18 protein-coding genes and 1 riboswitch are annotated in these 14,663 nt (G+C 64.8%); of the genes, 11 read left to right on the plus strand and 7 right to left on the minus strand.

Annotated elements, in window-relative coordinates; translation table 11 throughout:
- The first annotated feature begins 12 nt into the window (after positions 1 to 12).
- The gene (locus ACSBOB_RS15615; protein WP_442583295.1) at positions 13 to 1,212 is read left to right on the plus strand and encodes an MFS transporter; all 1,200 of its coding nucleotides are present in this window, start codon (positions 13 to 15) and stop codon (positions 1,210 to 1,212) included.
- Here ACSBOB_RS15615 and ACSBOB_RS15620 read toward each other — a convergent pair.
- Positions 1,205 to 2,380 (minus strand): aromatic ring-hydroxylating oxygenase subunit alpha, encoded by a 1,176-nt coding sequence (locus tag ACSBOB_RS15620; RefSeq protein WP_442583296.1) that lies wholly within the window; start codon positions 2,378 to 2,380, stop codon positions 1,205 to 1,207. The genes ACSBOB_RS15615 and ACSBOB_RS15620 overlap by 8 nt on opposite strands.
- 122 nt (positions 2,381 to 2,502) lie before the next feature.
- A riboswitch (cobalamin riboswitch) is annotated at positions 2,503 to 2,695 on the plus strand.
- Between the two features lie 34 nt (positions 2,696 to 2,729).
- Here ACSBOB_RS15620 and ACSBOB_RS15625 point away from each other — a divergent pair.
- The 4 genes from ACSBOB_RS15625 to cobO are packed head-to-tail and all read left to right on the plus strand — an operon-like array spanning position 2,730 to position 4,810.
- On the plus strand, positions 2,730 to 2,909 hold the full coding sequence (locus tag ACSBOB_RS15625) for a CbtB domain-containing protein (protein ID WP_396650459.1): 180 nt from the start codon (positions 2,730 to 2,732) through the stop codon (positions 2,907 to 2,909).
- Positions 2,910 to 2,921: 12 nt separating this feature from the next.
- The gene (locus ACSBOB_RS15630) at positions 2,922 to 3,686 is read left to right on the plus strand and encodes a CbtA family protein (RefSeq protein WP_442583297.1); all 765 of its coding nucleotides are present in this window, start codon (positions 2,922 to 2,924) and stop codon (positions 3,684 to 3,686) included.
- Positions 3,679 to 4,194 (plus strand): bifunctional adenosylcobinamide kinase/adenosylcobinamide-phosphate guanylyltransferase, encoded by a 516-nt coding sequence (gene cobU / locus ACSBOB_RS15635; RefSeq protein ID WP_442583298.1) that lies wholly within the window; start codon positions 3,679 to 3,681, stop codon positions 4,192 to 4,194. Before ACSBOB_RS15630 ends, cobU begins: the two co-directional genes overlap by 8 nt.
- 1 nt (position 4,195) lies before the next feature.
- Positions 4,196 to 4,810 carry a cob(I)yrinic acid a,c-diamide adenosyltransferase gene (cobO, locus tag ACSBOB_RS15640; RefSeq protein ID WP_442583299.1) on the plus strand — a complete coding sequence of 205 codons (615 nt, stop codon included), beginning with the start codon at positions 4,196 to 4,198 and terminating at the stop codon, positions 4,808 to 4,810.
- Here cobO and ACSBOB_RS15645 read toward each other — a convergent pair.
- Together ACSBOB_RS15645 and cbiB are read right to left on the minus strand one after the other, a co-directional pair.
- Positions 4,740 to 5,321 carry a class I SAM-dependent methyltransferase gene (locus ACSBOB_RS15645; RefSeq protein ID WP_442583300.1) on the minus strand — a complete coding sequence of 194 codons (582 nt, stop codon included), beginning with the start codon at positions 5,319 to 5,321 and terminating at the stop codon, positions 4,740 to 4,742. The two genes, cobO and ACSBOB_RS15645, sit on opposite strands and share 71 nt — an antisense overlap.
- A 112-nt stretch (positions 5,322 to 5,433) precedes the next feature.
- A complete protein-coding gene (gene cbiB, locus ACSBOB_RS15650; RefSeq protein WP_442583301.1) occupies positions 5,434 to 6,405 on the minus strand; it encodes an adenosylcobinamide-phosphate synthase CbiB in 972 nt (323 codons plus the stop codon).
- On the opposite strand from cbiB, the gene cobD reads away from it, so the two are divergent.
- Both cobD and ACSBOB_RS15660 read left to right on the plus strand, forming a co-directional pair.
- Entirely contained in the window at positions 6,404 to 7,453 is a 1,050-nt protein-coding gene (gene cobD / locus ACSBOB_RS15655; RefSeq protein ID WP_442583302.1) for a threonine-phosphate decarboxylase CobD, read from the plus strand. The genes cbiB and cobD overlap by 2 nt on opposite strands.
- Entirely contained in the window at positions 7,450 to 7,959 is a 510-nt protein-coding gene (locus ACSBOB_RS15660) for a tyrosine phosphatase family protein (protein ID WP_442583303.1), read from the plus strand. The genes cobD and ACSBOB_RS15660 overlap by 4 nt, the downstream gene beginning before the upstream one ends.
- 213 nt (positions 7,960 to 8,172) lie before the next feature.
- Here the strand turns inward: ACSBOB_RS15660 and ACSBOB_RS15665 are convergent, their stop codons facing one another.
- Both ACSBOB_RS15665 and ACSBOB_RS15670 read right to left on the minus strand, forming a co-directional pair.
- The gene (locus tag ACSBOB_RS15665) at positions 8,173 to 8,976 is read right to left on the minus strand and encodes a creatininase family protein (protein WP_442583304.1); all 804 of its coding nucleotides are present in this window, start codon (positions 8,974 to 8,976) and stop codon (positions 8,173 to 8,175) included.
- Positions 8,977 to 9,166: 190 nt separating this feature from the next.
- Positions 9,167 to 9,550 carry a RidA family protein gene (locus tag ACSBOB_RS15670; RefSeq protein WP_442583305.1) on the minus strand — a complete coding sequence of 128 codons (384 nt, stop codon included), beginning with the start codon at positions 9,548 to 9,550 and terminating at the stop codon, positions 9,167 to 9,169.
- A gap of 234 nt (positions 9,551 to 9,784) precedes the next feature.
- On the opposite strand from ACSBOB_RS15670, the gene ACSBOB_RS15675 reads away from it, so the two are divergent.
- A complete protein-coding gene (locus ACSBOB_RS15675) occupies positions 9,785 to 10,084 on the plus strand; it encodes a DUF1905 domain-containing protein (protein ID WP_442583306.1) in 300 nt (99 codons plus the stop codon).
- A 7-nt stretch (positions 10,085 to 10,091) separates the two neighbouring features.
- Here ACSBOB_RS15675 and ACSBOB_RS15680 read toward each other — a convergent pair whose 3' ends face one another.
- Positions 10,092 to 11,075 carry an aldo/keto reductase gene (locus ACSBOB_RS15680; protein WP_442583307.1) on the minus strand — a complete coding sequence of 328 codons (984 nt, stop codon included), beginning with the start codon at positions 11,073 to 11,075 and terminating at the stop codon, positions 10,092 to 10,094.
- A gap of 31 nt (positions 11,076 to 11,106) precedes the next feature.
- Positions 11,107 to 11,502 carry a (R)-mandelonitrile lyase gene (locus ACSBOB_RS15685; protein WP_442583308.1) on the minus strand — a complete coding sequence of 132 codons (396 nt, stop codon included), beginning with the start codon at positions 11,500 to 11,502 and terminating at the stop codon, positions 11,107 to 11,109.
- Positions 11,503 to 11,827: 325 nt separating this feature from the next.
- Here ACSBOB_RS15685 and ACSBOB_RS15690 point away from each other — a divergent pair, with 325 nt between their 5' ends.
- The 3 genes from ACSBOB_RS15690 to ACSBOB_RS15700 all read left to right on the plus strand — a co-directional run bounded on the left by ACSBOB_RS15690 (position 11,828) and on the right by ACSBOB_RS15700 (position 14,556).
- A complete protein-coding gene (locus ACSBOB_RS15690) occupies positions 11,828 to 12,832 on the plus strand; it encodes an ABC transporter substrate-binding protein (RefSeq protein ID WP_442583309.1) in 1,005 nt (334 codons plus the stop codon).
- A gap of 61 nt (positions 12,833 to 12,893) precedes the next feature.
- Positions 12,894 to 13,712 (plus strand): ABC transporter ATP-binding protein, encoded by an 819-nt coding sequence (locus tag ACSBOB_RS15695; protein WP_442583310.1) that lies wholly within the window; start codon positions 12,894 to 12,896, stop codon positions 13,710 to 13,712.
- Positions 13,699 to 14,556 (plus strand): ABC transporter permease, encoded by an 858-nt coding sequence (locus ACSBOB_RS15700; RefSeq protein WP_442583311.1) that lies wholly within the window; start codon positions 13,699 to 13,701, stop codon positions 14,554 to 14,556. The genes ACSBOB_RS15695 and ACSBOB_RS15700 overlap by 14 nt, the downstream gene beginning before the upstream one ends.
- Positions 14,557 to 14,663: the final 107 nt, after the last annotated feature.

Here is a 14,663-nt window from a genome sequence, read left to right on the forward strand (position 1 = left end):
CGCGGGGCGCCGATGGCAACACAGGTCAGGCATCCGATCTGGCTTCCCGCCGTGCGTCCGCCCGGCGCGCGGACCTTTGCGACGCTCTATGCCGCCGAATCCTTCGCCCGCGCCACCGTCTCCAGCGTCATCCCCATCCAGGCCTACGAGATCCTGGCGAGCAAGCAGGGGGTTTCGATCCTCTACACGGTCGTGGCGCTGCTCGGCCTGTCGGCTACGCTGTTCATGCCGATGATCATCGGACTGATATCGCGGCGCTGGGTCTACACGATCGGCACATGTTTCCTGGCGCTGGGCTCGGCGCTGTTCGTCACCCACACGCTGGCGGGGCAGGTCGGCGGCATGCTGCTGCGCGTCATGGGCGCCAGCGCGCTGGCGATCACGCTCAACCTCTACATCATGGACCACATCCGCAAGGCCGACGTGATGCAGTCCGAATCGATGCGCATGGCCTGGTCGATGGTGGCGTGGACCGGCGGCCCGACGCTCGGCGTCTTCCTTTACACCCGCTTCGGCATCCTGGCGCCGCATCTCGTAGTGGTCGCCTTCGCGCTGACGCTGCTTGTACTGTTCTGGTATTTCCGGCTCACAGACAACGCTCAGATTCGGCCGGGCAAGACGCGCGCCGTCAATCCGCTCAGCAATATCGGCCGTTTCGTCGCTCAGCCGCGGCTGAGACTTGCCTGGATCATCGCTTTCGGCCGTTCCTGCTTCTGGACGACCTTCTTCGTCTATGCGCCGATCCTGATGGTGGCGACCGGGCAGGGCGAGCTTGCTGGCGGCCTGCTGGTGTCGGCCGGCAATGCGGTTCTGTTCACGGCGATCTGGTGGGGACGTCTCGGCCGGCGTTTTGGCGCGCGCAACACGATGGCGATGAGCTTCTTCGCGCTGTCGGCGGCGCTCTGGATCGCCGGGCTTTGCGGCGAAGGCTTTCCGCTGGCGGCGGGCCTGCTGCTACTGGTTGCTTCCTTCTTCGCCGTGGCGCTGGATGCGTTGGGCTCGACGCCTTTCATCCGCTCGGTGCGCGCCTATGAGCGGCCTCAGATGACGGCGGTGTATCGGACTTATCTTGACTTTTCCGAACTGCTGCCGCCGCTGGTCTATTCGGTGGTTCTGGCCTTCGGCGGCCTCGGCGCGGTGTTCGCGACGCTGGGCTTCTTCACCGCCGTCTGCGGCCTGATCGTGTGGCGATACCTGCCGAAATCTATGTAGCCGCGCGCCGGTGGGCGTCGCGAACCCAGTCGTGGAAGCGATGCAGGTCGTATTCCTCCGGCATCAGCACGCCCGATCGATGCGGCCGGGCGCGCAGGCCGCGCTGGTTGACCTCGCAGATCGCCGCATCCTCCTCCAGCACCGTCCTGCCGAAGGCGACGATGTTGTCGATACCCTTGGTGGCCTCCGACAGCGCCTCGGGCAGGAACAGCCATTCGGAGGTGAGTTCCGTCTGTTCCGGCCCGAGCGGAACAAGACGGACGGTTCTGACATAGTCGACATGGCCGACGATGAACATCGAGGGCAGGTTCATCGCGTAGTTCTGGCCGGCGGCGCGTTCGCGGTCGCTGAGGCCGGTAAAACGATGCGCCAGCGCCGTGCCGTCCTCCGACCAGCTTTCTGCCCCCTTGCGCAGGCCGCCCGAGAATTGCGGCTCGTCATTGTCGGCGTGCAGCGCCCATTCCGGATCGTCGTGGCGGGCCATGAGGCCGCGCCCGTAGATCGGGACCAGGGCGGACAGATGTTTATGTACGCCGGGGCAATGCAGGCATTCGTTGAAGTTCTCCCAAAAGATTTTCCAGTTGCACTCCATCACCTTGGTCAGCACATGGCCGGTGACCAGATCCTCCAGCGGCCAGTTGCCGAGATCGGCCGATTCGCGATCGAAGGTGGTAGCCGGTATGCCGACGGGTTCGTCCGCAAGGTTGATGAAGACGAAGCCGCGCCAGACGGAAAGAGCGACGGGGTAAAGCGGATAGTCGGCCTTGTCGAAGCCGGCCGGCAGCGATTTCGACGGCACGCGCACGAGGTCGCCGCGCAGCGAATAGGACCAGGCGTGATAGGGGCAAGTCAGCAGCCGCGCCTTCAGCCGGCCTTCCGTCTCGCGGCAAAGCTGCGAGCCGCGATGCCGGCAGGTGTTGTGGAAGGCGCGCAACTCCCCCCGGTCGTCGCGCAGCACCAGGATCTGCTGCGTGCCCAGCGTGAACACCCGGTAGGCGCGGGGGTGCGCAAGGTCGGCCTCGCGGCAGACCATGACCCAGTTGCGATACCAGATCGCATCCATGTCCCGCTCGAATTCAGCCGTGTCCCAGTAGACCGACGACGGCAGGGTCGGTTCGGTCGAGGAAAGGCCGTTGTAAGGATCGCTTTTCGAGGATTCAGGGGTCATCGCGCTCTCCGGTCGTTTGAGCGGACACCTCGCATCGGGCTTTGTCAACAATGCACGGTGCTGATGACGCATTCGGCGCCAAAACCGCCGGGATTTGGTTTGCCGAATACCGCGAGAATACCTATGGTGTCGGCGTCGTCGGTTCCGATGGGAACCAAGAGGGAATGTGGTGCGGGCTGTTTGCCCAATGCCGCGGCTGCCCCCGCAACTGTAAGCGGCGAGCCTACCCCGAATGCCACTGAGGTTTTTCCTCGGGAAGGCGGGGCCAGGCGAGAACCTGCGAGCCAGGAGACCTGCCGGCGACAGGTTTGGATCAAGGGCCCTCGGGTGGAGGGCGGAAGGACATGGAATGAACACGGCTTCGACCTCTCTTGGCGTTCAGGTCTCGGCATCGTCGCGTGCGATGCAACTGGCGCTGGCGGCGCTCCTCGGCATCTTCATCGTTGGCTTCGTTGGCTTCTCGCATGTGGAAGCAGCCCACAACGCGGCTCACGATTATCGCCATTCGATGGCGTTTCCCTGCCACTGACGAGGATTTGACATGAACCTCTTTCGCAACGTCGTGTTCATCGCGGCGATCGCGGGGCTATTGGCAAGCCTCGTGATGGCCGTGATGCAATCCTTTTCCACCGACCCGCTGATCCTGAAGGCGGAAACCTATGAAAATGCCGCCGAACCGGCACACGACCACGGCGCGCCGGCCGCAGACGCCACGGCGCCCGCCGCCAGCGAGGCGGCTCCGGCGGTCGCTGAGCATGAGCATGAAGAGGAAGGCTGGGCTCCGGCCGACGGGTTCGAGCGCTTTTCCTTCAATGTGCTGGCTAATCTGGTCAGCGGCTTCGGTTTTGCCCTGGTCCTGGTTGCCGTTTCGGAATTCGCGGGCGGCATTTCCAGCTGGCGTTCCGGCGTGCTCTGGGGCTTTGCCGGCTTCGCGGTATTCACCTTGGCGCCCGGGCTTGGCCTGCCGCCGGAACTGCCTGCGATGCCGGCTGCCGATCTTGGCGCAAGGCAAGCCTGGTGGATCGCGACCGTTGTCGCGACGGCAGCGGGGCTGGCGCTCATCGCCTTCCGGGGCACGGTGGTTTTGTCGATCATCGGCGTGGCGCTGATCGTCCTGCCGCATGTCGTGGGTGCGCCGCAGCCGGCAAGCCACGAATCACCGATCCCCGCCGACCTGCACCACCAGTTCGTTGTGGCATCCACGGTCACCAACCTGATCTTCTGGGTGCTGCTCGGCGGTCTCGTCGGAGCGATCAGGACGCGGTTCTCCGGCTCCGCGGGTTCGCTGCGCAACCAGCTTGCCTGACAACCGTTCGCTGACCTTCGTTCTCGGCGGCGCGCGCTCTGGCAAGAGTTCGCACGCCGAGACGCTGGTCACAGCCCATCCTTCGCCGTGGATCTATATCGCCACGGCGCAGGCCTATGACGACGAGATGCGGGAGCGCATCGCCCTGCATCGCGCCCGGCGGCTCGACGGTTGGGAGACGGTGGATGCGCCGCTCGATCTCGTCGGCGCGCTGGCGGCGTTGCCGGACGACAGGCCGGTATTGATCGACTGCCTCACGTTATGGCTTTCCAACCATATGCTGGCCGAACATGACGTCGATGCCGAGAGCTGGCGGCTTAGTGATGCGCTTTCGCGCCCGCGTGGCCCCTGGTTCATTGTGTCAAACGAAGTCGGCCTCGGTATCGTGCCGGACAACGCGCTGGCCCGAAGATTTCGCGATGCCGCGGGGCGGCTCAACCAGGCGGTGGCGGCTGTTGCCGGCAGCGTCGTCTTCATGGTCGCCGGACTGCCGATGCGGGTGAAATGAGATGAAGACTGTCGACGACGAGGAAGCGGCCCGCCACAAGGCCAAGATGGCCAAACGCAAGGCCGTGCAGGACGCCGAGGTCGCCGGAAAGACCATCGAGAAGGGCCTTCTGATCGTCAATACCGGCCCCGGCAAGGGCAAGACGACGGCGGCCTTCGGGCTGGCCCTGCGCATGCTCGGCTATGGCAAGCGGGTCGGCGTCGTGCAATTCGTCAAGGGTGCCTGGCATACGGGCGAACGAGCCGCCTTTGCCGCCTTCGGCGACAAGGTCGTCTGGTACTCGATGGGCGAGGGGTTCACCTGGGAAACCCAGGATCTGAAGCGCGACGTGGCGGCGGCCGAAGCCGCGTGGGCCAAGGCGCTCGAACTGATGGCCGATCCGTCGATCAGCCTGATTGTCCTCGACGAACTGAACATCGCGCTGCGCTACGACTATCTCGACCTGGAAACGGTCGTCGCCGCGCTGAAGGACCGGCGCGAGGGGCTGCATGTGATCGTGACCGGCCGCAATGCAAAACCGGCGCTGGTCGATGCCGCCGACCTCGTCACCGAGATGGGCGCGACGAAGCATCATTTCGCTGCGGGCGTGAAGGCGCAGCAAGGGATCGAGTTCTAGCGGCCGGCGTGCGGCCGGTTTTGTAAATAAAATAACGACCTTGGCGCGCGCCGGCTGGAAGCGGCAGCGGTGTGGCGCCGTCAAGATACAGCGGCAGCAGGTCCGACAGGACGATGGCGCCGGGCGCGAGCAGCGCTGGAAGATTGCGACTGAGCACGGCGCCTCTCGTCAGATTCTCGGTATCGTCATAAGTACCCATATCGGCATGGGCCAGCACGACTTTTCCCCGGAACCGCTGCGCCATGGAAGGCAGCGTGTCGACGATGTCGCCCATGACCAGCCTGTCGTCTGGCGGCGTGCAATCGGCGATGCAGTCGACCTCGCGGTCGAAAACGTAGATGTCGCGGTCGGGCAGGTGCTTGCGCAGATGGTCGTAAGTGCGGCCGTGGCCCAGCCCGAGTTCGAAGACGACGCCCGGACGGCCGGCGATTTCGCCGACGGCCCAACCAAGACAGGCGCGCTGCGCTTCCAGCCTGAACAGCAGTTTGTCGAGCCACGTCAGTTGATCCATGGCGATCCGATCAAGCAGTCATGCTGACGGAACAAGATTCACGGCATTCGGTTCCGCTCAAGCGAAAGCCAATCCGTTATCGGGCGCGAATCGGGCAGGGCAACTGCGCCACCTAACCTATTATGATCATTGCCACAGCGACGCCTCCGGTCAGCGCAATCAGCAGCGCATCAGCCGTCCAATAGAGTTGCAGCGCCCTGCGGATATCGACGGCCGTCGCTTCGCGGCGGCCGCCTTCGCCCATGAAGGCGTCGTCGACCATGACGCCGCCATAGGCGCGGGGGCCGTTCAGCGCCAGGCCCAGGGCGCCCGCCATCGCGGCTTCCGGCCAGCCGGCATTGGGCGAGCGGTGTTTTTTGGCGTCGCGCAGAACAGAGCGCCAGGCGGCGCGTGGGTTGGCGCCGGGCACGAGGCATGCGGCCGTCACCAGCAGCATGGCCGTGAGGCGCGAGGCGGGCAGGTTGATGAGATCGTCGAAGCGTGCGGCGGCCCAGCCGAAGGCGAGATATTTGGGACTGCGATGGCCGATCATCGAATCGGCGGTATTGGCGGCCTTGTAGGCGACACCGCCGGCCAGCCCGCCGACGCCGAGCCAGAAGGCCGGCGCGACGATGCCGTCCGAGAAATTCTCCGCGAGGCTTTCGATCGCCGCGCGGCAGACGGCGGCCTCGTCCAGCCTTTCGGGATCGCGGCCGACGATCATCGACACCGCCTTGCGGCCGGCGGAAAGCCCTTCGTGCTCAAGCGCTTCGGCGACCGCCTTGACGTGGCTGGCGAGGCTGCCCTGGGCGAGCAGGCTGCTGGCGACGACGGCGGTGAAAAGGATGCCGAAGGGCAGGGCACCGACCAAGGCTTCCAGCGCACAGGCCATGCCAGCGGGAATGCCGACCAGCAGAATCAAGGCGATGCAGCCGAGAATGCGACGCGCCCGGTCGGTGGCAGCGGGGCGATTGAGCGTCCGGTCGAGCAGAGAGATGAAATGGCCGATCCAGATGACGGGGTGGCCGATTGCGCGCACCAGCCGGTCGGGATAACCGAAGGCGAGTTCCACAAGGAGCGACAGGAAGGCGAGCGGAGCGGACATGGCGCCTGCGGGAAAGATCGGAACGGTGGATGACCACGGCGGCAGCCTGGGCAGGGCGCGGGCGCTGTTTCCGCAGGCGCCGCAACCCTTTATCGACCTTTCGACCGGGATCAATCCGTACTCCTATCCGCTTTTCGACCTGCCGGCCACCGCCTTCACCCGCTTGCCGGAGTCACGCCGCGCCAAGGAATTGCAGGAGGTTGCGGCGCGGGCGTATGGCGCTGCGGCTGCAACAAATGTCGTGGCGGCGCCGGGAACGCAGATCCTGCTGCCGCGGGTCATGGCGCTGGTATCGCCGGGACGGGCAAAGGTGTTGGGACCGACCTATGCAGAGCACGCACGGGCTGCGGCGCTCGCAGGGCATTCGGTCGAGGAGGTGAGCGATTTCAAAGATCTGGCCGGTGCGGATGTTGCCGTCGTGGTCAATCCGAACAATCCCGACGGCCGGATCGTGGCCCGTCCGGCTTTGCTCGGCCTGGCGGGCGAGATGCAAACGCGGGGCGGTTTGCTGGTGGTCGACGAGGCGTTCATGGATGTCGGGCCGAAGGAGCATGGTCTTGCCGGCGATGTCGGGCGTACCGGGCTAGTAGTGTTGAAATCGTTCGGAAAATTCTTCGGGCTGGCAGGTGTGCGGCTGGGATTCGCGCTGGCGGAACAAGGGCTTGCGGCACGGATCGAAGCTGAGCTGGGACCATGGGCGGTGAGTGGCCCGGCGCTGGAGATCGGCATCCGCGCCCTTGCTGACGAAGCGTGGCAGGAAGAGATGCGGCATCGCCTTGCAGATGATTCGGGAAAGCTGGATAAGCTGTTGGAAACGTACGGATTGCCGGTCAGCGGCGGGACGTCGCTCTATCGCTTCGTCGAGACGCCGGACGCGGCGGGATTGTTTGCGGAACTCGGCCGGAACGGCATCCTGTCGCGTAATTTCAGTTGGCGTTCTTCGGCGCTGCGTTTCGGCCTGCCGGCGGACGAGGTGGCGTGGGTCCGACTGGAACAGGCACTGGCGATGTGGAAAAACAAGAGCCGGTTCAAGGAGTTGGCGCCGTGATCTATGTCTGCCCGCTGTCGAAGATCGACGAGACCGTGTCGAACACAGGCGCTGAATGGTTGCTCTCGCTGCTGTCCGAAGGGACGGCGGTGATGCGGCCGGCCTCGATCCTGCGGGAGCGGCACCTGCATCTGAAAATGCACGACATTGCCGAGGCGCAGGAGGGCATGACGCCGCCGGCGGAGGAGCATGTGCGCTCCCTGCTGACCTTCGGGCAAGCGTGGGACCGACGCAAGCCTTTGATAATACACTGCTTTGCCGGTATCAGCCGGTCGACGGCGAGCGCGTACATCATTGCGGCGGCGCTGGCGCCGAGGCGCGAGGAGGCGGAACTGGCGGCAACCTTGCGCCGGCTTTCGCCCTCGGCGACGCCCAACCCGCGGCTGATTGCGTTGGCGGATCAGATACTTGGGCGCCAGAACCGGATGGTCGAGGCGATCCGTTCGATCGGCCGTGGCGCCGATGCTTATGAGGGTGTGCCGTTCGGACTGAATATCGACGTCTGAAAGCAAAAACCCCGGAATTCCGGGCTTTTCGGCCGGCCCGCACAGCGCGATCCAAAAAGCGTGAAGCCCGGAAGTTGCAATTCCGTCAATGACTTGCGGAGTCGCCCGCGATTTTTCACCGCGATGCGCTTCACTATTGCCCGATTTTTGCGCCTCCGCGCTGTCTTTCTTGTGTCGCGAGCTTGCCGGAAAGCCTCGATTCACTTTTCCGCGTCACGAGAGGTACTCCGTCAAGGACGCGCCACGCACATCCCGAAGCAGGCGGATGAAACCGTCGGCCTGATGGGCGGCAGTGAGGCGTCCCTTGTCGGCGGTGGCGATCGAGGCGTCGCCGACCACGCCGTGCGGATTGAGGTCGGTGGCGATCCAGGCGAAGGCGTGGGTGCCGGTGTGGCGCAGCAATTCGAAATCGGTCTCGGCGCGGGCGACGCTGGAAACGAAATTCTGCGCCTTCGACATGTCGACCAGGTCGGGCCGGAAGTGGAGCATCAGCGATGTCTCGACATCGCCGCCATGGATGCCGTGGCGGTCCTCCAGATCGGTGTACATGACGGCCGGCCGGCCGAAACGCTGCCAACTGGTCTTGACCGAAAGCATGGCGAAGCGGACGCGAAGCTCGCGCGAGACAATGCCCATGATCTCCTCGTTGCCGCCATGCGAATTGACGAAGACGATTTTCCGGACGCCGGCCCGCGCCACCGAGGCGCCGAGCTCCGTCCAGGCTTCGATCAGCACCGGGGCGGGGAGGGTGAGGGTTCCCGGCGCATAAAGGTGCTCGTTGGATTTGCCGACCGCCTGCACGGGCAGGATGCGGACATCGAGATCTTCCGGCAGGCGGGCGATCACGGTTTCCAACATGCCTTGCATGATGGTCGTGTCGGTCGAGACCGGCAAATGCGGGCCGTGCTGCTCGATCGCGGCGACCGGCAGGACCGCGATCGTCCTGTCCGGATCGATCGAGGCGTATTCGGTGGTGCGGTAGTCTCCCCACCAGGGACGTCGGTTCAATCCAGTCACGGCGCACCTCGATGCGTTGAACGTGACGCTGCCCCTCACCCTTACCCTCTCCCCGTGAAGGACGGGGAGAGGGGGCGTCGGCGTTGCGGCCAACCATCTTCTCCCCGTTTTTCACGGGGAGAAGATGCCGGCAGGCAGATGAGGGGCAGCGCCGATTTTCCGTTCATCTAGCGCGGGAACCATAAACCTGTCACCCCGCAGCGATCACCTCCACCTCGACCTTGAACTCGGGCCTGGCGAAACCGGAGACGATCATCAGCGTGGAGGCGGGGGCGGGGTCGGAGAACAGGCGGTCGCGGACATCCATGTACGGACGCAGGTAAGCGCGATCGGTGACGTAGGCGTTGATTCGCACGATGTTTTCCAGACCCATGCCGGCCTCGGCGAGGATTGCGGCGATGTTGGCAAAACACAGCTCGGCCTGCGCGCCGGCCTCCTCCGGGATCGAATCGTCCGGCGCTATGCCGAGCTGCCCGGAACACAGCACCAGACGCTTGCAGGACGGCACCTCGATGCCGTGGCTGTAACGGGCGAAGGGCGGGCGGATGGATTTGGGCTGAAGGGGACGAACCACGGCATTCTCCGGTGCTGATGCGAGCCTATGGCGGTGGCGGGACGTGTTCAAGCCACCCCGTGTTGCCAACTCACTGGGAACGGCAAACCGGCGACGCAGCATCCGGCTGTCCCGGCCAGAGCGTTGCGGCCGCCGCCCGATCCGGCCATATTCGCGCGGGTGCGGCCTTGCATCCAATCAAGACTTCAGGCGGCGAATGCGTTGTGAAATGATGCGCGCCGCAGGAGACGACGCATGCTCCGGTTCAAGTTCGAGGCCGAAGTGATCCACTGGAGAGGCCCGTCTCCATTCTTCTTCGCACCGATCCCTCGGCCGTACGCCGAGGACATCAGACGGATATCGAAAGAGGTGACGTATGGATGGGGCGTAATCCCCGTAGAGGCCATGATCGCCGGCGTGGCATTCCGCACGTCGCTGTTTCCCAAGGACGACACCTATCTTTTGCCGCTCAAAGACAAAGTCAGGCGAATGATCGGCATAACCGCGGGCGATCCGGTTTCGGTCGACATCACGGTCGGACCCGCCAGGCGGTAAGGCGGCTTCAAAGCCCTGTCGCCTTTTCCATCTGCTCCGTGTAACGCGCACCCTCGATGGGGATCGCCTTCGCGGCGGCGTCGATGTCGCGAAGGTCGTCGGCAGACAGCGACAGATCGAGCGCGCCGAGATTTTCCTGAAGCCGCGGGAGTTTGGTGGTGCCGGGGATGGGCACGATCCACGGCTTTTGCGCCAGCAGCCAGGCGAGCGCCACTTGCGCGGGGGTGGCGTCGTGGCGAGCGCCGACTGAGGCGAGCAGGTCGACGAGCGCCTGGTTGGCTTTCCTGGCTTCGGGCTTGAAGCGCGGCAGGTTCTGGCGGAAATCGCTGGCGTCGAAAGTGGTGGTCTCGTCGATCTTGCCGGTAAGGAAGCCGCGCCCCAGCGGGCTGAAGGCGACCAGGCCGATGCCGAGCTTTTCCAGCGCCTCGAGGATTTCGGGGCGGCGGGTCCACAGCGAATATTCGTTCTGCAGCGCCGAGACCGGCTGCACCGCATGGGCGCGGCGGATGGTGTCGAAACCGGCCTCGGACAGGCCGAAATAGCGCACCTTGCCTTCGGCGATCAGGTCCTTGACCGTGCCGGCGACGTCCTCGATCGGCACGGCGGGGTCGACGCGATGCTGGTAGAGGAGGTCGATGACGCCGGTCTTCAGCCGTTTCAGCGAAGCGTCGACCACCTCGCGGATGTGGGCGGGACGGCTGTCGACGCCCGAATGCCGATCGTCGCCGGTGATGCGGAAACCGAATTTGGTGGCGATGGTCACCTTGTCCCTCACCGGGGCAAGCGCCGGGCCGACCAGTTCCTCATTGATGAAGGGACCGTAGATCTCGGCGGTGTCGAAGAAAGTGACGCCGAGATCGACCGCCTTGCGCAGCAGGGCGGTCATCTCGCCGACGTCCTTGGGCGGACCGTAGGACGAACTCATGCCCATGCAGCCCAGCCCGAGGGCGGAGACTTCGAGGCCGCTGGTTCCGAGTTTGCGTTTCTGCACCATCGTTTTCCCTTTCGCTCCGGGCCTCGTCTCAGGCGCCGTACTGGTCGTCGTCGACGTGTTCCAGCCAGTCGACGGCCTTGCCGTCAAGTGCCTCCTGGATGGCGATGTGGGTCATGGCGGTGCTCGGCGCCGCCCCGTGCCAGTGCTTCTCGCCCGGCGCGAACCATATCACGTCGCCGGGCCTGATCTCCTCCACCGGCCCGCCCCATCGCTGCGCGCGCCCGGCACCGGCGGTGACGACGAGGACCTGGCCGAGCGGATGCGTGTGCCAGGCGGTGCGGGCGCCCGGCTCGAACGTCACCGCGTTGCCGGCGGCACGGGCGGGCTGCGCCACGGGGAACAACGGGTCGATCCGCACGGCGCCGGTGAACCAGTCCGAGGGGCCTTTTGCGGAGGATTGCGAACCGGCGCGTCTGATTTCCATGTCTGTTTTCCTTGGTGAGTTCTGGGCTTGTCGACGTGGCGATATCTAGGGCGGGTCGCGCCTTGCGGTTAGATGGATCGTCCGAATCGTCTATGGCACGGATTCAGGCGTGGTTGGCATGTATGTCTGCTCCGCCGCGTGGACAGACGCCCGCAAAATATGCACGATGCTTTCCGCAGAGGCACGAACCGGCGGGTGCGGTTTGCCGATGGGCAGGTCTGGGGCGCTCTGGTCGCGAAAGCCGGTGATGGCACATGAATTGCTTCTCGAAATTTTGGTTTGAAAACATTCCGCGGCGTGCGCGGGCAGGACGAGGGTGGTGTCGATGAACGGGAATTTTGCAAAAATCTCGGTGGCGCTGGCGGCGCTAGCAGATTCGGCTTTCGGCGCGGCTGCGGCCGAAAAAGTCACCTACATGACCAACTGGCTGGCCCAGGCGGAGCATGGCGGCTACTATCAGGCGGTGGCCGACGGCAGCTATGCCGCCTGCGGCATCGACGTGACCATCATGCCCGGCGGTCCGCAGGTCAGCGGCCGGCCGCTGCTGCTGGCCGGCAAGATCGACTTCTACATGGGCGGCAATTTCCTGCAGGCCTTTGACGCGGTTCAGCAGGGTATCCCGCTGCGCATCGTCGCCGCGTCGTTCCAGAAGGAGCCGCAGGTGCTGATGAGCCATCCCGGCGAGGGGCTGGACAAGTGGGAGGACCTGAAGAATGCCGACCAGTACATCATCGGCGACGAGGGGTTCCAGAGCTTCTTCCAGTGGATCGCCACGGACTTCGGCTGGGATCCGGCCAAGCGCGTGCCCTACACCTTCAACCCCGCGCCGTTCATCGCCAACAAGAAGTCGGTGCAGCAGGGTTACGTGACCTCCGAGCCGTTCGCGGTGGAGAAGGAGGGGGGGTTCGTGCCGAACCAGTTCCTGCTCGCCGACTACGGCTTCGCCACCTATGCGACGACGATCGAGGCCATGCAGGAGACGATCGACAAGCGGCCGCAGGTCGTACAGTGCTTCGTCGATGGCTCGGCCAAGGGCTGGTACAATTATCTCTACGGCGACAACAAGGCCGCCAACGAGATGATCAAGAAGGACAATCCCGACATTACCGACGAGCAGATCGCCTTCTCCATCGCGCAGATGAAGAAGTTCGGCATCGTCGATTCGGGCGAGGCGGAAAAGCTCGGCATCGGCGCGATGACCGACGAACACATCCAGAAATTCTACGACACGATGGTGAAGGCCAAGGTGGTTCCGGCCGGGCTCGACATCAAGAAGTCGTACACGCTTGACTTCGTCAACAAGGGCGTCGGGCTCGACCTGAAGAAGTGAGGACGGACGACGGGCGTTGCCGGGGTCAAGCCCGGCGGGATTGCATGGAAGGCGGGACGGCATGAGCCTGGCGGGCGGCGAAACGCTGCGGCAAGGCGATGCCGACCCGCTGCTGATCCTTCACGACATCGGCAAGACGTTCTCCAACGGCGTCACCGCGTTGCGCGACGCCACGCTGACCATCCGCGAGGGCGATTTCGTCAGCCTGCTGGGGCCGTCGGGCTGCGGCAAGTCGACGGCGTTGCGCATCATCGCCGGCCTGTCGATGCCGACTTCCGGCCATCTGGAGTGGCGCAAGGCGCTGGGCGAGGACAGTGTCGGTTTCGTCTTCCAGGAACCGACACTGATGCCCTGGGCCAATGTTTTCGACAATGTATGGCTGCCGCTGCGCCTGCGCGGCGTGTCGCGGGCGAAGGCGGCACCGGCGATCAATGCGTTGCTGGAGCGCGTGCGGCTGACCGGTTTCGAAAAGGCGATGCCGCGCGAGCTTTCGGGCGGCATGAAGATGCGCGTGTCGATCGCCCGCGGGCTGGTGACGAAACCCCGGCTGCTCCTGATGGACGAGCCGTTCGCGGCGCTCGACGAGATCACCCGTTTCCGGCTGAACAACGATCTGCTCGACCTCTGGCAGGACGAGCGTTTCACCGTCGTCTTCGTCACCCATAGCGTGTTCGAGAGCGTGTTCCTGTCGAACCGAATCGTGGTGATGGCGGCACGGCCGGGCCGGGTGTTCGAGGAACTGGCGGTCGACGCCGCCTATCCGCGCGACGAGGCTTTTCGCACCTCGCCGGAATACGCGGCACTCTGCCGGCAGGCATCCGACGTGCTGGTCGGCGCCATCAACGCAACCTCGGCGGAGGCGCGGCATGGCCGCCATTGACGACGGGCGCGGCGTGGTCGTGCTGGACGCGGAGGAGGCGCGGCGGCTGCGCAACGCGCGGCTGGAAAGCATCGGCAAATGGGTGCTGCCGGTGGTCATCATGCTCGTGGCGATCTGGCTCTGGGATCGCATCTGCGTCTGGAACGAGATCCCCAAATATATCCTGCCGCGGCCGGGCGTCGTGCTTTCGACGCTGGTGAGCGATGCGAACCTGCTGTTCTCGTCGCTGCTGGTGACGTTGAGGATCACCTTCCTCAGCCTGCTCCTGGCGGCGGCCGGCGGCGTCGGGCTGGCGATCCTTTTCACACAGTCGAAATGGGTGGAGATGTCGCTGTTCCCCTTCGCCATCGTTCTGCAGGTGACGCCGATCGTGGCGATCTTCCCGCTGATCAACATCTATGTCGACAACCAGACGGCGAAGCTGCTGCTGTGCTCGTGGATCGTGGCGTTCTTCCCGATCCTGTCCAACACCACGCTCGGGCTGAACTCGGTGGACCGCAATCTGATCGACCTGTTCCGGCTGAACGGCGCGACGCGCTGGCAGGAACTGTGGCATCTGAGATTGCCGGCGGCGATGCCGTATTTCCTCGGCGGGCTGAAGATCGCCGGCGGCCTGTCGCTGATCGGCGCGGTGGTGGCGGAGTTCGTGGCCGGCGCGTCGGGCCAGTCGTCGGGACTGGCCTCGCGCATCATCGAGGCGGGTTACCGGCTGAACGCGCCGAGATTGTTCGCGGCGCTGTTCTTGATCTCGCTGACCGGCATCGTGATTTTCCTGGTGCTGACGCTGGTCTCGCACCTGATCCTGCGCCGCTGGCACGAGAGTGCGGTGAGGCAGGAGAGGTGAGGGTGACGGAAGTTGACGTGTCTCGCCGCCCCTCATCCGCCTGCCGGCACCTTCTCCCCGTGAAGGACGGGGAGAAGGTGACTGGCCGCAAGGTTGCCGCTTCTCCC

Origin of the sequence: Mesorhizobium sp. KACC 23794 (assembly GCF_052180275.1) — a bacterium.
GTDB lineage: Bacteria > Pseudomonadota > Alphaproteobacteria > Rhizobiales > Rhizobiaceae > Kumtagia.

What these genes read in the sequence shown, in the direction of transcription:
- cobD (WP_442583302.1), top strand. Translation starts at nt 6,404, where the DNA reads ATGGCGCCTGCGGGAAAGATCGGAACGGTGGATGACCACGGCGGCAGC.
- ACSBOB_RS15625 (WP_396650459.1), top strand. Translation starts at nt 2,730, where the DNA reads ATGAACACGGCTTCGACCTCTCTTGGCGTTCAGGTCTCGGCATCGTCG.
- ACSBOB_RS15645 (WP_442583300.1), bottom strand. Translation starts at nt 5,321, where the DNA reads ATGGATCAACTGACGTGGCTCGACAAACTGCTGTTCAGGCTGGAAGCG.
- ACSBOB_RS15615 (WP_442583295.1), top strand. Translation starts at nt 13, where the DNA reads ATGGCAACACAGGTCAGGCATCCGATCTGGCTTCCCGCCGTGCGTCCG.
- ACSBOB_RS15685 (WP_442583308.1), bottom strand. Translation starts at nt 11,502, where the DNA reads ATGGAAATCAGACGCGCCGGTTCGCAATCCTCCGCAAAAGGCCCCTCG.
- ACSBOB_RS15700 (WP_442583311.1), top strand. Translation starts at nt 13,699, where the DNA reads ATGGCCGCCATTGACGACGGGCGCGGCGTGGTCGTGCTGGACGCGGAG.
- ACSBOB_RS15675 (WP_442583306.1), top strand. Translation starts at nt 9,785, where the DNA reads ATGCTCCGGTTCAAGTTCGAGGCCGAAGTGATCCACTGGAGAGGCCCG.
- cbiB (WP_442583301.1), bottom strand. Translation starts at nt 6,405, where the DNA reads ATGTCCGCTCCGCTCGCCTTCCTGTCGCTCCTTGTGGAACTCGCCTTC.
- ACSBOB_RS15690 (WP_442583309.1), top strand. Translation starts at nt 11,828, where the DNA reads ATGAACGGGAATTTTGCAAAAATCTCGGTGGCGCTGGCGGCGCTAGCA.
- cobO (WP_442583299.1), top strand. Translation starts at nt 4,196, where the DNA reads ATGAAGACTGTCGACGACGAGGAAGCGGCCCGCCACAAGGCCAAGATG.
- ACSBOB_RS15695 (WP_442583310.1), top strand. Translation starts at nt 12,894, where the DNA reads ATGAGCCTGGCGGGCGGCGAAACGCTGCGGCAAGGCGATGCCGACCCG.
- ACSBOB_RS15620 (WP_442583296.1), bottom strand. Translation starts at nt 2,380, where the DNA reads ATGACCCCTGAATCCTCGAAAAGCGATCCTTACAACGGCCTTTCCTCG.
- ACSBOB_RS15630 (WP_442583297.1), top strand. Translation starts at nt 2,922, where the DNA reads ATGAACCTCTTTCGCAACGTCGTGTTCATCGCGGCGATCGCGGGGCTA.